The following is a 15,904-nucleotide window of genomic DNA, read 5'->3' on the forward strand; positions in this document are numbered from 1 at the left end:
GGCCGCCCTGCCGTACGACGTGGAGCGGCCGCGGTGATGCCCTATGCGACGACGGTGAACGGCAACGTCGTGCTGTCGTCCTGCTGTTGGTACCAGTAGCGGTAGGTGTCGCTCGCCCACGCCACCTCGCGGTAGGCGACCTGGAGGTCCGCGAGGAGGGCCGCCGGTTCGATCGCCGGTCCCGTACCGGAAGTCCCGCCGGAGGTCTTCCCGCGGGTCGCCAGCAGCAGCCGGACCGCCAACGGGTCGCCCAGCAGCGGCCGTACGACCCGTCCGGGACGCGTGGGCGCGGTGGGCTGGCAGGGCGCGACGACCTCGCCCGCCGCCACGAGATCGGCGGCGGCGAGATTGTCGCCGTGCACCACGCGGGGGCTGATGCCGGCCTCGGCGAAGACCCTGCGCAGACCGGTCCATTCACCGTCCGCGGCCGGGTCGACCATCCACCGCTCGTCCGCGAGTTCCCCGAGGCTGAGCACCGCACGTGTGGCGAGCGGATGGGTCGCCGAGAGGGCGACGAACTGCGGTTCACGCTCGAGGAGTACGTACACCTCGAGTCCGTCCGGTATCCGCAGCGGCGAGCCCTCGACCTCGTGCACGAAGACGGCGTCGAGCTGGTTCGCCACGACCATGCGCAGCAGCGTGTGTGCGGAGGCGTCCATGTGGAAGGTGGTGTCGGCCTCGGGGAACCGGGCTCGCAGCCTGCGCAGCCAGCCCGGAACGGCGGGACTTCCGGTGCTTCCTATGCGCAGATACTCGCCGCCGGCGCGGTTGGCGGCGGCCCTCGCCTCACCCACGAGCGCGGACATCTCGGCCACGAGCGGCCGTGCCCGGCACAGTACGAACTTGCCGAGCGGTGTGGGGACGCTCCCCGTACGCTCGCGGGAGAACAGCTGACCTCCCACAGCCTGCTCGATGCGGCGCAGCTGAGTGGTCAACGACGGTTGAGTCATGCCGAGTTGACGGGCCGCCTTGTGCACGCTGCCCGTGTCGGCTATCGCGCACAGCGCACGAAGATGCCTCACCTCGAGCTCCACACGGCGGAGCATATCCAAGCGGGTGTTCGTCACACCAGACACCGAGGAGCCGCGAGACGTCCTGCGTATCGGGTGATGTGACGGAGTTATCGCCACTTGCCATCATCCCCCGCGCCTGACTCTCCAACAGACTCTTCGTCGGCAGGAGTTCTTCCGGCAGCACACGAGCGCACCCCACCTTGCAGCGGCTCGGTGCTTCGGACCGAAGGAGACCCCCCATGAAACACCGCACCATGGCCGCTTCGGCGGCGCTCGGCCTCGGACTGGCCCTGGGACTGGGTGCGATGCCCGCCTCGGCCGCGACTCCCGACGACAGCGGCAGCACGTCGAAGAGCAGCGCGACCCGCGCCGGGTACATCGGAGAGTCGAACAAGGCGACCGAGGCGTTCTTCAACGCCGTCGTCAAGGACGCTCTCAAGAAGCAGGCCGCCAAGCCCGGCATCCAGGCCGTCACCGTCCGCTACGACGCGAGCGGGGCACCCACGTTCGCCGGCGAGATCGCCAACAGCACGGCCGTCTGGAACGCGGCCGTCGACAACGTCACGCTGACCGAGGGCAGCGGCGCCAGCTTCGACTACCGCGAGGGCAACGACCCGCGTGGCTCGTACGCCTCCACGGACGGACACGGCAACGGGTACATCTTCCTGGACTACGCCCAGAACCAGCAGTACGACTCCGACCGCGTCGTGGCCCACGAGACCGGGCACGTCCTCGGCCTCCCGGACCACTACGAAGGCCCGTGCAGCGAACTGATGTCGGGCGGCGGCCCGGGCACGTCCTGCACCAACGACCGTCCCAACGCGGCCGAGGCCGCCCAGGTCGAGTCGCTGTGGGCCAACGGAGTCGCGAGCGCGGCCTTCGACCAGGCGGCGTTCGCCAAGTAACAGTGCCGGCCCCCACCAAGCCGGAAGCAGCATGGACAAGCCGGCAGGGCACGACGCCGGAACAGCGTGACGAGGCACGGAAGACCGTGCAACACGCTTGAGGAACAGCGCAGTTGTTCGCACCACGCCTGAGAGACGTACGGCCCGAACCCCCCACTCGGAGGCCCCCGGCGCATTGCCGGGGGCCTCCGGGGTTGCTGCACGGCGGGCCGGGCGGAAGTGACCGTCCGTGCCCGGTCCCGCGCCCGGCCCGTGCCGGGGTCACCGCGGCGGGACCGCGGCTCCCCCGGCACCGTGGCTCATCCGGCCGCCGCGTCCGCCGCCTGCGCCCGCAGGGCCCGCTCGACCCCCGCGCGCGACTCGGTCACCAGGCGCCGCAGCGCCGGAGCGGGCTGGGCCCGCTCCAGCCACGCGTCCGTGGCGTCGAGGGTCTCCTGCGAGACCTGGAGCGTCGGGTAGAGGCCGACGACGATCTGCTGCGCCATCTCGTGGCTGCGCTGCTCCCAGATGTCCTTGACCACCTCGAAGTACTTCTCGGAGTACCGGGCGAGCAGTTCCCTCTGGTCGGTCTGGAGGAATCCGCCGATGACCGCCTCCTGCACGGCGTTGGGAAGACCCGCCTCCCCGGCGGCCCCGCTGCCGACCACCGAGGCCCACGCCTCCGACTTGGCCTCCTCGGTGGGCCGCGCGGCGCGGGCCATCGCAGCGTACCGCTCGCCCGCCGAGGTCGCGTCGCGCTCCAGCTCCGCCGCGATCTCCTTCTCGCCCGCCCGTCCGGTGGCGGCGAGGCGCTGGAGCAGCGACCAGCGCAGCTCCGTGTCGACAGCCAGGCCCTCCACCGACTGGGCACCGTCCAACAGGCCCTCCAGCAGCGACAGTTGATCGTCGGTACGCGCCGCGGAGGCGAAGGCCCGCGCCCAGGCGAGCTGGTGGTCGCTGCCGGGAGCCGCGGCACGGAGCTGCTCCAGCGCCGCCTCGGCCCAGCGCAGGAGGCCGGTCTCGCGCCACTGCGGGTCGGCGTACAGGTCGAGGGCGAGCTTGACCTGCCGCTGGAGCGACTGGACGACGCCGATGTCCGACTCCTTGGTGATGCCGGAGAGGACGAGACCGAGGTAGTCGCGGGCGGGCAGTTCGCCGTCGCGGGTCATGTCCCACGCGGACGCCCAGCACAGCGCGCGCGGCAGGGACTCCTCGAAGTCGCCGATGTGCCGCGTGACCGCCTCCAGCGACTCGGCGTCCAGACGCACCTTCGCGTACGAGAGGTCGCCGTCGTTCAGCAGGACGACGTCCGGGCGCTTGCGGCCCACCCACTGCGGCACCTCGGTGAGTTCGCCGGTCACGTCCATCTCGACGCTGTCCGTGCGGACGAGCTTGCCCTCCCGCAGCTCGTACGCCCCGACGGCGATGCGGTGCGGACGCAGCGTCGAGGTGCCCGTGGCGCCGGGCGGGAGGGACGGCGCAGCCTGACGCACGGCGAAGGACGTGAAGCGGTCCTCCCCGTCCGTCACGAACTCGGGCCGCAGAACGTTGATCCCCGCGGTCTCCAGCCAGTGCTTCGACCAGGCCGTCAGGTCGCGGCCGGAGGTCTCCTCCAGCGCACCGAGCAGGTCGCTCAGGCGCGTGTTGCCCCACTCGTGGCGCTTGAAGTAACGCTGCACGCCGCTGAAGAACTCGTCCTCGCCGACGTAGGCGACGAGTTGCTTCAGCACGGACGCGCCCTTGGCGTAGGTGATCCCGTCGAAGTTGACCAGGACGTCGTCCAGGTCGCGGATCTCGGCCATGATCGGGTGGGTGGAGGGCAGTTGGTCCTGCCGGTAGGCCCACGTCTTCATCTGGTTGGCGAACGACGTCCACGCGTGCGGCCAGCGGGAGCCCGGGGCGGCGGCCATGCACGCCACGGAGGTGTAGGTGGCGAACGACTCGTTCAGCCACAGGTCGTTCCACCACTCCATCGTCACGAGGTCGCCGAACCACATGTGGGCCAGCTCGTGGAGGACCGTCTCGGCGCGTCCCTCGTACGCGGCGTCCGTCACCTTCGAGCGGAAGACGTACTGGTCGCGGATGGTGACCGCGCCCGCGTTCTCCATGGCGCCCGCGTTGAACTCCGGCACGAAGAGCTGGTCGTACTTGGCGAACGGGTAGGGGTAGTCGAACTTCTCCTGGAACCAGTCGAATCCCTGCCGGGTCACCTCGAAGAGCGCGTCGGCGTCGAGGTGTTCGGCCAGCGACGGCCGGCAGTAGATGCCCAGCGGGACGGAGCGGCCCCCGCCCTCCCACGTGCTGTGCACCGAGTGGTACGGGCCGGCGATGAGCGCGGTGATGTAGGACGAGATGCGGGGCGTAGCCTCGAAACGCCACAGCCCGTCCTCGGGCTCCGGAGCGGGCGAGTTCGAGATCACCGTCCAGCCCTCGGGGGCGCGCACCGTGAACTGGAAAGCGGCCTTCAAATCAGGCTGTTCGAAGCTGGCGAAGACGCGCCGCGCGTCGGGCACCTCGAACTGGGTGTACAGATAAGCCTGCTGGTCGACCGGGTCGACGAAGCGGTGCAGGCCCTCACCGGTGTTGGTGTACGCGCAGTCGGCGACGACCAGCAGTTCGTTCTGCCCCCGGGCGAGACCGTCGAGCGCGATCCGCGAGTCGGCGAAGGCCGAAGCCGGGTCGACGGCCCGTCCGTTCAGGGTGATCTCGTGCACCGCCGGTGCCACGAGGTCGATGAAGCTGGAGGCGGCCTCGGCGGCCTCGAAGCGCACGAGCGTGCGGGAGCGGAAGGTACCTCCGTCCTGCGCGCCGCTCAGATCCAGCTCGATCTCGTAGGAGTCGACGCGGAGGAGCCGCGCACGCTCACGGGCCTCCTCGCGTGTCAGATTCGTGCCAGGCACCTGGTGCTCTCCCATGCTCTCGCGGGCTCACTATGTCGTAGTTCGGCCATCCTTCCACGTGGCGGCCGCGCGCGGTTCCCACCCGTCCGGCGAACCCGGCAGAACGACGGGGGCGCCCTGCGCCGAGGCGACGCGGACGCCCTGCGCGGAGGCGACACGAGCGCACGACGCGGAGACGACGGAGCGCACGGCCGGACCCCGGCTCGCCGCGGGGCACCGGCCTCGTGAGCGTGGCGGCCGGGGCACGGCTCCGCGGACGCACCGCGTGTGCGCGGCTCCGGCCGCGCGGGGCCGCGGCCGCAGGTGAACGGCGGATGAGCAGCAGACCGACGCGCGGACGGCGCCGGGCTACGGGGAGAAGGCCCAGGTCCCCGGTGGTGATCGATGAGTGGGGATGGGTGTCCGGCGTTCGGCCGTCGTTCAGACGCAGGTCACTCCCGCTGCCAAACATCCCTGGTGAGCGGGTGTTTCCCGACAGGTCCGCGCTGGCGGCGCGGTGCGGGGCGCGCTCCGCTCCGCGTCCGTCCACCAGGAGAGGCAGCCCGCATGGACCGCAGCAGCCTGAGGCAGACACGTCTGCCCCACCGCCGCACCCTCCTCACGCTCGGCGCCGCAGGCGCAGCCGCCGCACTGGGTGCCGGGCCGGTGTTCAACGGCAGTGCCACCGGCGCCGGCCGGCCGCCGAAGGCGGCGATGTCCCCCGCGTCCGCGGCCCGTTCCCGCGCCGCCCGCGCACGCGCACACGCCCCCGTCACCCGCGACAACCCCGTCGAACCCTCGCCCGAGGGCACCACTCTGGAGAGCGTCGCCACGCCGCGCGGGGACAGCGGAGGCTACCGCCGGCTCGGCGACGGCCCGGGCTGGAAGCGGCAGGTGCGCACCGACCTGGCCCGTGCACGGCGCGCACGGGCCGAGAAGCGGCGCACGCTGGCCGCGTTCGTCCAGTTCACGGACCTGCACCTGGTCGACGTGCAGCACCCGCTGCGCTACGAGTTCCTGCGCGCCGAGACCACCAGCGCGTGGCGCCCGCAGGAGGCGCTGTCCGTCGCGGGCACCGTCTCCATGATCGAACGCGTCAACGGGCTGCGGGGCGGCCCCGCCACCGGCGAGCCGCTGTCGTTCGCCGTGACCACCGGCGACAACACCGACAACAACTGCCGTGCCGAACTCGACTGGTTCCTCACGGCGATGACCGGCGGGCGCATCACCCCCAACACCGGCGACGTCGACCGCTACGAGGGTGTGCACAACAGCGGGCTGAAGCTGTACTGGCACCCCGAGGACGAACTCCGCGACGACGACAAGGCGTTGGGCTTCCCCCGCATCGACGGCTATCTGCGGGCGGCCATCCGGGAGGTCAACAGCCCGGGCCTGGCGCTGCCCTGGTACTCCACCTCCGGCAACCACGACGCCCTGCCCGGCGGGTGCTTCTCGGGCAGCGCCTTCTTCGCGGACTTCGCCGTCGGCGGCAGGAAGCTGATGGACCTGGGCAGCAAGGCGGAGGCCGCACGGCTGTGGAAGGCGGTGGAGGACGGCGGCGACCCGAAGGGCGAGCAGTTCGCGGAGGCCCTGCGCTCCCGGACGGACTCGCGGCAGATGCGGCGGGTCACCCCGGACCTGGAGCGCGCCCCCTTCTCCAGGAAGGACTGGGTGCGCGCCCACATGCGCCGCCGCCACGCGGGCGCCGGCCCCGTCGGCCACGGCTACACCGAGGCCAATCTCGCCGAGGACCGTCTCTACTACACCTTCCGCGTCGCGGAGGGCGTGACGGGCATCAGCCTGGACACGACACGGCACGACGGGGGTTACAAGGGCAAGGTCGGCGACGCTCAACTCGACTGGCTGGAGCGGCGGTTGCGCGAGGAGCGCTCGAAGGGCACCTACGTGCTGATCTTCAGCCATCACACCAGCACCACGATCCCGGACGGCGGCGAGCGGCTCATGTCCCTGCTGAACCGCAATCCGCACGTCCTGGCCTGGATCAACGGCCACAGCCACAAGAACCGCATCAGATCACGGCGTACGTTCTGGGAGATATCCACGGCCTCCCACATCGACTTCCCGCAGATGGCACGGACACTGGAGCTGGCCGACAACGGTGACGGGACGCTGTCGCTGTTCACCACGCTGATCGAGTCCTCGGCCCCGGCACGCACCGACTTCCACGACCTCTCCCAGACCGGCCTGGCCTCGCTCTACCGCGAACTCGCCCTCAACTCGCCCGGTGCGCGCACCGACCTGGCCGGCGAACCCGACGACCGCAACACGGAACTGCTGCTGCGCAAGCCGTAGACGCGGCGGAGCCCGCCGAACGGCGTTGTCGTTTCTCCGCCCTGAGGAGCAGAGTGTCGGGCATGGCGAGCACGGAGAAGGCCGGGGAGGCAGCGGCGCCGGCGGCGCAAGGAGAGGCGGCGGAACGCAGGTGGCGCGGGGTCCGGCCGGGCCCCGCGCTCATGGTCGTTGCGGGGGCGGCGTGTACTTCGTCGTCGGGCATGTTCATCAAGCTCTCCGAGGTGAACGCCGGTACCGCAGCCTTCCTGCGGTGCGCGCTCGCGCTCGTGGTGCTGGCGCCGATGGCGTTCGTCGAGTACCGCCGCGTCGGGCCCCGCCGTCCGCGTCTGCTCGCCCTGGACCTCGCAGCGGGCGCCCTGCTCGGTCTCGACTACGTGTGCTGGGTGCAGAGCATCCACGATCTAGGCGCGTCCATCGCGACGCTGCTCCTGAACATCCAGCTCGTTGTCTTCCCGCTGCTGGCGCGGTTCCTGACCGGTGTGCGGCTCGCGCGGCGGTTCTGGCTGACCGCGTCCGTGCTGCTGACGGGGCTGGCGCTGGCCGGCGGCGCGATCGGACGGGCGGAACCGGGCAGCGACCCGGTCTCCGGGGTGCTCTTCGGGACCGTCGCGGGCATGGCGTTCGCCGGGTATCTCTTCCTGATCCGGCTCGGCGGGGACGGACGCCCGGCCGGCACCTCTCAACTGCCGTCCGCCGCAAGCCCGGAGGAGACCGGCCGCACGTCCGGTCCGGCTAGGGGCTGTCCGACGGATCTTCGTGGATCAGCGAGCGGCGTCCGGCGCATGGGGCCTCCCCCGCGAAAGCGAGGGGACGCATCGCAAGGCGGAGGGGCGCCCTCATACCGGGGTTCCCCATGCCGAAGGCCAGGGGAGTATTCGGGCGATCCCGACAACGCTGGGGGCACCGCCCGGCGAAGCCAGGGGGAGAGGTGCGGTGCCTGGGGGCACCCCCGGACGAAGTCCAGAGGGCGTCGCGAGCCCGCGAAGATCCGCCGGACGGGCCCTGGCACATCCCGCGGTGCGGGCGGTCCGCACACGGTGACGCCCGTGTGCACGGCGACGTTCGCGGCAGCCGTCGCCGCCGGCGTACTCGGTTCGCTGTGGACGGGCGTGGACCTCGACCCGGGCCCGGCGGCGTGGGGTTGGCTGATACCGATGGCGTTCCTCGGGCAGGTGCTGGCCTGGCTGCTCATCAACCCCGCGCTGCCGCGCCTCTCCCCGGACAAGGGCGCCACGCTGCTGCTTCTGCAGCCGATCCTCGCGCTCCTCTTCGGTGTCGGATTCCTCGCCGAACGTCCCACTCCAACCCAGTACGCGGGCTGTGTACTTGTCGTTCTCGCGGTATGGCGCACCACGCGCACAGATCATTAGAGTCGGGCGCATGTCGCTGCGTTCCACCGCCGTCGCCATGGCGGTCGCCGCTCTGGCGGCGTTCCCCCTGGCCTCCTCGGCGGCGGCCGACCAGGGTCACTCCGCCACGCAGGACGCGATGGACGCCCTGGTCCAACAGGACCACGTACCGGGCGTGTCGGGGCAGGCCCGGGACGGCGGCGGCGTGTGGCACGGCTCCTCGGGGATCGCGGACCGGGCGACGCACCGCCCGCCGATGTCCCAGGACAAGTTCCGCGTCGGCAGCCTGACGAAGCCCTTCATAGCCGCCGTGATGCTTCAGCTGGAGGCGGAGGGCAGCGTGGATCTGGACGCGCCCGTCGAGCGCTGGCTGCCCGGCACCGTACGGGGCGGCGGGCAGGACGGCCGCATCGTCACCGTTCGCCAACTCCTCGGCCACACAAGCGGTCTGTACGACTTCACGGCCGACCCCGGCATGCAGCGCGACTACTTCGGTCCGCGCTTCGCGGCCCACAGGTACGACTCGCACGACGCGGCGTCGCTCGTGCGCACCGCCACGGCGCACCGGCGCGCCTTCGAGCCGGGCACCGACTGGGGCTATTCCAACACCAATTACGTCCTGGCCGGCATGGTCATCGAGAAGGTGACGGGTCGTTCCTACGCGCACGAGGTCGAGCGCAGGATCATCCGGCCGCTGAAGCTGCGCGACACGTCGTTTCCGGGGACCTCCCCCGGCATCCCGGAACCGCACGGGCGCGCGTACTCGAAGCTCGCGCCTGCGGGTTCGGGGACGCGCGTGCACGACGTCACCGCTCTCGATCCGTCACTCGCCGGCGCGTCGGGCGAGATGATCTCCTCCACCGGCGACCTGATCCGCTTCATGCAGGCGCTCCTCGGCGGAGACGTGCTGCCGGCCCGGCAGCTCGCTCAGATGAAGTCCACCGTCCCCGCCGACGGGGGCGACCGCTACGGGCTCGGCCTCACCCGGTACCGGCTCTCCTGCGGGACCACCGTGTGGGGTCACGAGGGCACCATCCAGGGCTCGCACTCCACTGCCGTCACCACGGCGGACGGTTCACACCCGGCGGCGTTCAACGTCAACGCCGACTGGTCGAGCGGCATGGCCGACATGATCGAGGCGGAGTACTGCGGCTGACCCGGCGGCCGGTCCGCCTGCGCCGCGCTGCCCCGGACGGGTTCTAGGCCCTGTCTGACAAATAGCGTCGTACGTCCGTCAGGACGTGGGTTGCGGTGTCTGGTGCGTGCGGTCGCAAGGCGGAGGAGGAGAGCGCAGCGGGCTGCGCCGACGATCGACAACGCAGCGTGGGGGCGCCCCCGGCCGAAGGCTGGGGGAGTGCGTGCCAGGCATCGCAGCCCAGACGGGATTTGTCAGACAGGGCCTAGCGCGGCGTCACGATCACGTATTCGGCGGGCTCCCTTTCGACGGCCGTCATCAGGGCCGTGCGCACGATCGCGGCCTGCTGCTGGAGCGATTCGCGCAGCTTCCCGGGGGTGAGATGGACCACGGTGATGCCGAGCCCCTCCAGCGCCTCGCGCTTGCGGGCGTACTCCGACCACTGCGCGTCCTGGTCGAGGTGCGGACGGGGCGCGCGGGTGTCCAGTTCCAGGGCCACGGCCTGTTCGGGCCAGTAGGCGTCGACCCCGCCCAGGTGCGGGCCGCCCGGGAGACGGAGGTCGACGTTCCAGCAGGGGTCGGGGAGCCGGTGCCGGAAGACCATCTCGTAGAGCATGCCCTCGGCCAGCGCCCGGCTCTCGGCGACCAGCGCGTCGACGGCGTCCCGCACGTGGGGCCGTCCGAGCAGCCGCGCCCGCAGCAACTCCCCCACTACGGCGCCCGATTCGCAGTACCCCCCGCGCACCGACTCCACGAGCAGCCGCCGTACGACTCCGGCGTCCGTCAGCTGCCCGACGGTGTCGGCGAGGGCGCGTGCCACCGGCGCGACGGGCAACCCCGTGATCTCTTCGGGGTCCGGCACGCTCTGGCCGCGCACGATGTGGACGCAGCCTGTGGAGCGCAGCCGCGTCGTGCGCGGCACGAGTACGTCGATGCGGTCGAGGGCGCGCAGTGAGGGTGAGCCGGCGAAGCCGTGCAGGGTCAGTGCGGCGAGGCCGGTGATCATCGCCCTGGGCGGGTGCGGAGGCGGGCAGTGTCCGGCGGCGGACCGGCCGGAGGGCGTTCCGGACGGGGCGGCCGTCCGGGCGGCGGCGTGGCAGGACGTGCGGCCACCGCCCTGCTGGGCGGGGATGGGCGGGCACTCGCCGCCCGCGTAGAGCAGTGCGGCGTGCAGCCGTTCGTCACTGGTGGGCAGGCCGGGGTGGAGCAGGTAGACACCGGGGAGCAGCAACTGCCAGGGGCCGCCGGGCCGGCAGCGCTCGTTGGCGACGGCGGCGGTGATGCCGTGCGCGCGGAGGGCGGTCGCGGTCAGCACGCGGTGCTGCGGCGCTTCGGTGAGGTGGCTGAGAGGGCGAGGGGAGAGCGGGGTGTTGTGCGTCATGTCCGGGCGATTCCCAGCCCCGGCCCGCCTACCAACCTCTGTTACGAGCTCGTCGACAAAGCCGGACAACTCTGCCCTAAAGTACGCGCGTTCGAGTGTCGAGCAAGCCACCGCCCGGGGAACGTTCCGCCCGCGAAGCGGTCGACTGCCGTACGCGGCAGTCGAGTTCGAAAGGCGCGGACGACGGCGGCTGCGCGGACGGGACAAGGCCGCGGCGGCCGCCCGGGAAGCACGAAAGGCCCCGAGGCGAAAGCCGCCGGGGCCCGGTGGGTCAGCGCTGCTGCTTGCCGCTGCCGGTCCTGCCGCCCAGCATCACCAGGGCGGAGATCGCGAGGAAGATCGCGACGGGAAGAGCGACGTACAGCCCGAGGGTCTCGGCGACGCTCAGCCCGGGGCCCGGGTCGTCTCCGTCGTCGGGGTTGACCGCGAAGGCGGGGAGGGACACCAGCATCATCAGCGCCGAGGCGGCGGTGACCGTGCCGGCCCGCAGCGCGCTCTTGCTGACCTTCGAATTGGCGTTGTCGTTCACGTCGTCAACATAGCGGACCGCGCGGAGCTCCACTCATCCGGGGCACTCCGGGGCGCCGGCCGCCCCGCACGAGCGGGGCGCGGCCCTCGGAAGACGATCGGGTCAGCCGGATCAGATCTCGGTGCTGTCGGCGCTGAAGCCGTTGCCGGTGGGCTCACTGGTGAGCGGCAGCTCGGCGAGAGGCGGTTCGGAAGTGAGGGGCGCCACGTCGGCGAGGGGCGGTTCGGAGGTGAGCGGTACCTCGAGGCACTCGCAGGAGCACGAGCCGTCAAGTCCGGAGTCGGGGTGGGACACACCGGACAGGTCTACCGGCTCGTGCCCGTGTTTGGAGAGGACTCCGCGTTTCGAGATCACCTGTCGCGGGAGCGGGTTCAGGACGGCGAGAAGTTCAGCGGACGCGGCCACCGTGGGCCTCCGTTCGTTGACGGCGGATGGTCAGATGGATTGCCTTACCCAGTCGAGCGGGCCGCAGACGTGATCGGGGGGCGAACGTGGCCGAGGTCACGTTCGCGCCGACAGGCGATTTACCTGCGGGCGGCCTCGGGGGGCGAACGGTCGACGGGTTTCCGGGCTGTTGCGCCCAAAATTTTACAGGCCGCTCACCCAAGGTCACCACCTGGCGGAACGATTGCGGCCCTTCTCACCTTCCGTACCCGGGCAACGGAAAGCCCCTGTCACGTTCCGTCACCGTGGGTGTGCGGCCCGGCGTGGCCCACCCCGGCGGCCGGGGCCGGCCGCGACGCACCGTCACGGACCGCACCGCAGCGTGGCGCCACCCCGGAAACGTCCCGCCCGCGGTGGGCCCGCCCCCTGAGGCAGAGGAACCGGAACGGCAGCGCTCCGCGTCCGGACCGGGTGGATGCGGAGGGCCGCATGCCGCCGGCGAACCGCGCGCGTTCCGTGCGCCTCGACACGTCCGGCGGGTGCGCGTTGACACGTCCGACGGGACGGTGATGGGCTCGCTCCTCGAAGTGTGCCCCGCGCGCCGGGTGTTCGGCTCTGGTGAACAATGTGACCGATGTGAGCGAGCCGGACGGCGTACGGCCGGAGGAGGCCGTACGGGCGGCGCGGTGACACCGCGACACGGCAACGTCGCGAGAACCGCGGGCGGTTCGGAGACGGGGAGGACGGGAGGACGTCGTGGGCGCAGCGCCCCAGGGGGACAGAGCACGCAGACGGGCGGGAGCGACGGCACTCACCGCGGCCGTCATCGGCGGGCTTCTCGGCGGTGTGCCCACGGCGCACGCGGCTCCCGGCCCCGGCCCCGGAGAACACTCCGCGGGCGCCGCCGGCCAGGAACGCGACAGCAGGGCGAAGGCCGGGGACGCCTCCGTACCGGCGGTGTGGCCGCGCCCGCAGTCCATGCGGCAGCAGGGCTCGTTCGTGCCGGTGGGCCGGAACGTGACGCTCGTCGCGGACGAGGACACCGACGCACCCGCTCTCGACGCACTGCGGGCCGCACTGCGCGGTGCCGGCGCGCACGACATCACCGAGGTGCGACCCGGACAGCCGCTGCCCGGCCGGGACGACCTGGTCGTACGCGCGGACGCGTCGGCAGTCACCGCCCTCCGTGCGCTGAACGCGCCCCCGCGCGGCGATCTGCCGCGCGGGGGCTACCGCCTCGCCGTCGGCCGGACCGGGTCGCGCGACACCGTCGCCCTCGAAGGGGCCGACGGCGAGGGCCTGTTCCACGCCGCGCAGACGCTGCGGCAGCTGGTGTCCGAGGAGGACGGCAGCCGGGGCTTCGCCGGCGTGACCGTCCGGGACTGGCCCACCGCGCCCGTGCGCGGCATCGCCGAGGGCTTCTACGGCGGTTCCTGGACGCAGCAGGAGCGCCTGGAACAGCTGGACTTCCTGGGCCGCACGAAGCAGAACCGCTATCTCTACGCCTCGACCGACGACCCGTACCGGCAGTCCTCCCGCTGGCGCGACCCCTATCCGGCCGCGCAGCGCGAGGAGTTCCGCGCACTGGCCGAGAGGGCACGCCGCAACCACGTGAAGCTCGGCTGGGCCGTGGCGCCCGGTCAGGGCATGTGCTTCTCCTCCCCCGACGACCGCCGGGCGCTGCTGCGCAAACTGGACTCGATGAGGGCGCTGGGCTTCCGGGCGTTCCAGCTCCGCTTCGAGGACGTCAGCTACAGCGAATGGCACTGCGACGAGGACGCGCGGTCCTACGGCACCGGCCCGAAGGCCGCGGCGCGTGCCCACGCCGAACTGGCCGGCGACGTCGCCCGCCATCTCGCCGTGCGGCACCCGGACGCCGAGCCGCTCTCCCTCATGCCGACGGAGTTCTACCAGGACGGCGACACCGACTACCGCACGGAGCTGTCGAAGAGGCTGGCCCCGGGCGTGCAGGTCGCCTGGACGGGCGTCGGCGTGGTGCCGCGCACCATCACCGGGGGCGAACTGACCGCGGCGCGCTCGGCGTTCCACCAGCATCCGCTGGTCACGATGGACAACTACCCCGTCAACGACTACGCGCAGGACCGGATCTTCCTCGGCCCCTACCGCGGCCGCGAACCGGCCGTCGCCGCCCGCTCCGCGGCCGTGCTGTCCAACGCCATGAAGCAGCCGACGGCTTCGCGCATCCCGCTCTTCACCGCCGCCGACTACGCCTGGAACCCGCAGAGTTACAGCCCCGAGGCGTCCTGGCAGGCGGCGATCGCCGACGTCGCGGGAGGCTCCGAGCGGTCGCGCGAGGCAGTGCACGCGCTGGCGGGCAACGACGCCTCCTCGGTCCTCGGGGGGCGGGAATCGGCCTATCTGCGGCCGATGTTGAAGGACTTCTGGGACGCCTACGACGCGGCCGACCCGGAGGACGACGCCTCCATGAAGCGGCTGCGGCGCACCGGGGAGCGGCTGAGCGACGCGTTCCGTGCGATGCGTACCGCCCGGGATCACGTACCGGACGCCCTCGCGCGCGAGGTGCGCCCCTGGCTGGACGAGCTGGCACGCCACGGCGAAGCGGGAGAGCACGCGGTGCGGATGCTCACGGCGCAGGCGCGCGGCGACGGCGGTTCCGCCTGGGACGCGCGGCTGGCGGCCGAACGCCTCCACACCAAGGACCCGGAAGGCCGGGAGGGCGCAGAGCCGGCCGCGACCGTCGGGAAGGGCGTGCTGTCCGGCTTCGTGAAGCGTGCGCTGAAGGCCTCCGACAGGTGGACGGGCGCCGATCACGCGCCGTCGGGCCGCCACCGGGCGACGGCTCAGGGCGGCCCCGCCGCCCGCCCCGACTCGCCCGCGGAGGCCGCCGTGGACGGCGACCCGGACACCGCGTACCGGGCCGAAGCCGCCCCGTCGACGGGGTGGTTCGCCCCGCGCGCCGCGCTGCCCGGGGCTTCGCTGCCCGGCGGCCTCGGCCAGCAGGACGACGCGGGCGGGGGCCGGTCCGGCCACGGACGGGACACCGGCGAAAGCAGCCCTCACGCCCCCGCCCTCACCGTCGAGCTGCCCGAACGGCGCCCCCTGGAGGCCGTGACCGTGCAGACAGGCCCCGGCTCCGGCACCCGCGCACGCGTCGAGGCGCACGTGCCCGGCGAGGGCTGGCGGCGTCTCGGCCCGCTCTCCGGCAGCGGCTGGACCCAGCGGGACGCGCAGGGCCTGCGGGCCGATGCGCTGCGCCTCGCCTGGTCCCCCGGTTCCGACGAACCGGTGGTGCACGAGATCACCCCCTGGTACGCGGACCGGCCGGACGCCTCCCTGTCGCTGTCGCGGGACGACGTCGACGCCTCCATCGGAGGCGGCAGGAGCGAAGTGACAGCTGAGCTCCACGGACACCGCCCCTCCGAACTGCACGGCAGGATCACCGCCGAGGCGCCCGAGGGGTTCACGGTGCGCACCCCCGAGCGGACCGTCGTGCCGCGCGGCGGAACGGCAAGGGTGCCCGTCGAGATCGAGGCCGACTCGTCCGTGCGGCCGGGCAAGCACCGCATCCGGCTCTCCTTCGGTGAAGAGAAACGGACACTGACCGTGCGGGCCTTCCCCCGCGCCGGCGGGCCGGACCTGGCACGGGACGCGGAAGCTTCGTCCTCGGGCGACGAGACCGACGAGTTCCCGGCGTCGGCCGTCGTCGACGGCCGCAAGGACACCCGCTGGTCCTCCCCGGCGAAGGACGGCGAGTGGGTGCAGCTGAAGCTGCGGCAGCCCGTGCGGCTGGGCGAGCTGGTCCTGAACTGGCAGGAGGCGTACGCGAAGCGCTACCGCGTGCAGGTCTCCCCCGACGGCAAGCGGTGGCGCGACGCGGCGACCGTACGGGACGGCAAGGGCGGCAGGGAGACCGTCCGCATGGACACTCCCGACGACACCCGCTATGTCCGCATCCAGGGGGAGGAGCGGGCAACGAAGTTCGGATACTCGCTCTGGGAGCTCCAGGCGTACGCGGTCCTCGGGGAAGCCGCACGGGACCGCTGAGCGGTCGGCGC

At 72.3% G+C, this 15,904-nt stretch carries 10 protein-coding genes; 5 read left to right on the plus strand and 5 right to left on the minus strand.

Annotation, left to right across the window (positions count from 1 at the left end; all coding sequences use genetic code 11):
• Positions 1–41 precede the first annotated feature (41 nt).
• Complete coding sequence (locus H180DRAFT_RS06380) at positions 42–1,046, minus strand: LysR family transcriptional regulator (RefSeq protein ID WP_055485015.1); 1,005 nt, start codon at positions 1,044–1,046, stop codon at positions 42–44.
• A 206-nt stretch (positions 1,047–1,252) separates the two neighbouring features.
• Between H180DRAFT_RS06380 and snpA the strand changes: the two genes are divergently transcribed.
• Positions 1,253–1,918, plus strand: coding sequence for a snapalysin (gene snpA / locus H180DRAFT_RS06385; RefSeq protein WP_055485016.1), 666 nt, complete (start codon positions 1,253–1,255; stop codon positions 1,916–1,918).
• A gap of 299 nt (positions 1,919–2,217) precedes the next feature.
• On the opposite strand, the gene pepN is transcribed toward snpA, so the two are convergent.
• On the minus strand, positions 2,218–4,797 hold the full coding sequence (gene pepN, locus H180DRAFT_RS06390; RefSeq protein ID WP_055485255.1) for an aminopeptidase N: 2,580 nt from the start codon (positions 4,795–4,797) through the stop codon (positions 2,218–2,220).
• 546 nt (positions 4,798–5,343) lie between these two features.
• On the opposite strand from pepN, the gene H180DRAFT_RS06395 reads away from it, so the two are divergent.
• The 3 genes from H180DRAFT_RS06395 (at position 5,344) to H180DRAFT_RS06405 (ending at position 9,594) form a co-directional block, all read left to right on the plus strand.
• Entirely contained in the window at positions 5,344–7,089 is a 1,746-nt protein-coding gene (locus tag H180DRAFT_RS06395) for a TIGR03767 family metallophosphoesterase (protein WP_055485017.1), read from the plus strand.
• A gap of 62 nt (positions 7,090–7,151) precedes the next feature.
• Entirely contained in the window at positions 7,152–8,459 is a 1,308-nt protein-coding gene (locus H180DRAFT_RS30305; protein WP_055485018.1) for a DMT family transporter, read from the plus strand.
• 10 nt (positions 8,460–8,469) lie between these two features.
• A complete protein-coding gene (locus H180DRAFT_RS06405; protein ID WP_175437724.1) occupies positions 8,470–9,594 on the plus strand; it encodes a serine hydrolase domain-containing protein in 1,125 nt (374 codons plus the stop codon).
• A gap of 244 nt (positions 9,595–9,838) precedes the next feature.
• Here H180DRAFT_RS06405 and H180DRAFT_RS06410 read toward each other — a convergent pair whose 3' ends face one another.
• From H180DRAFT_RS06410 to H180DRAFT_RS06420, 3 genes are all read right to left on the minus strand, one after another.
• Positions 9,839–10,954 carry a hypothetical protein gene (locus H180DRAFT_RS06410; RefSeq protein ID WP_055485019.1) on the minus strand — a complete coding sequence of 372 codons (1,116 nt, stop codon included), beginning with the start codon at positions 10,952–10,954 and terminating at the stop codon, positions 9,839–9,841.
• Positions 10,955–11,225: 271 nt separating this feature from the next.
• Positions 11,226–11,408: a hypothetical protein gene (locus tag H180DRAFT_RS06415; protein WP_254665920.1), complete on the minus strand. Its 183-nt coding sequence runs from the start codon at positions 11,406–11,408 to the stop codon at positions 11,226–11,228.
• A gap of 186 nt (positions 11,409–11,594) precedes the next feature.
• Positions 11,595–11,888: a hypothetical protein gene (locus tag H180DRAFT_RS06420; protein WP_055485020.1), complete on the minus strand. Its 294-nt coding sequence runs from the start codon at positions 11,886–11,888 to the stop codon at positions 11,595–11,597.
• Positions 11,889–12,623: 735 nt separating this feature from the next.
• On the opposite strand from H180DRAFT_RS06420, the gene H180DRAFT_RS06425 reads away from it, so the two are divergent.
• The gene (locus H180DRAFT_RS06425; protein ID WP_055485021.1) at positions 12,624–15,893 is read left to right on the plus strand and encodes a glycoside hydrolase family 84 protein; all 3,270 of its coding nucleotides are present in this window, start codon (positions 12,624–12,626) and stop codon (positions 15,891–15,893) included.
• Positions 15,894–15,904: the final 11 nt, after the last annotated feature.

It is taken from the genome of Streptomyces sp. WMMB 322 (assembly GCF_900090145.1).
GTDB lineage: Bacteria > Actinomycetota > Actinomycetes > Streptomycetales > Streptomycetaceae > Streptomyces.

Excerpts from the sequence above, each read along its gene's own strand:
- H180DRAFT_RS06380 (WP_055485015.1), bottom strand. The coding sequence starts at position 1,046 with ATGCTCCGCCGTGTGGAGCTCGAGGTGAGGCATCTTCGTGCGCTGTGC.
- snpA (WP_055485016.1), top strand. The coding sequence starts at position 1,253 with ATGAAACACCGCACCATGGCCGCTTCGGCGGCGCTCGGCCTCGGACTG.
- H180DRAFT_RS06395 (WP_055485017.1), top strand. The coding sequence starts at position 5,344 with ATGGACCGCAGCAGCCTGAGGCAGACACGTCTGCCCCACCGCCGCACC.
- H180DRAFT_RS30305 (WP_055485018.1), top strand. The coding sequence starts at position 7,152 with ATGGCGAGCACGGAGAAGGCCGGGGAGGCAGCGGCGCCGGCGGCGCAA.
- H180DRAFT_RS06405 (WP_175437724.1), top strand. The coding sequence starts at position 8,470 with ATGTCGCTGCGTTCCACCGCCGTCGCCATGGCGGTCGCCGCTCTGGCG.
- H180DRAFT_RS06410 (WP_055485019.1), bottom strand. The coding sequence starts at position 10,954 with ATGACGCACAACACCCCGCTCTCCCCTCGCCCTCTCAGCCACCTCACC.
- H180DRAFT_RS06415 (WP_254665920.1), bottom strand. The coding sequence starts at position 11,408 with ATGATGCTGGTGTCCCTCCCCGCCTTCGCGGTCAACCCCGACGACGGA.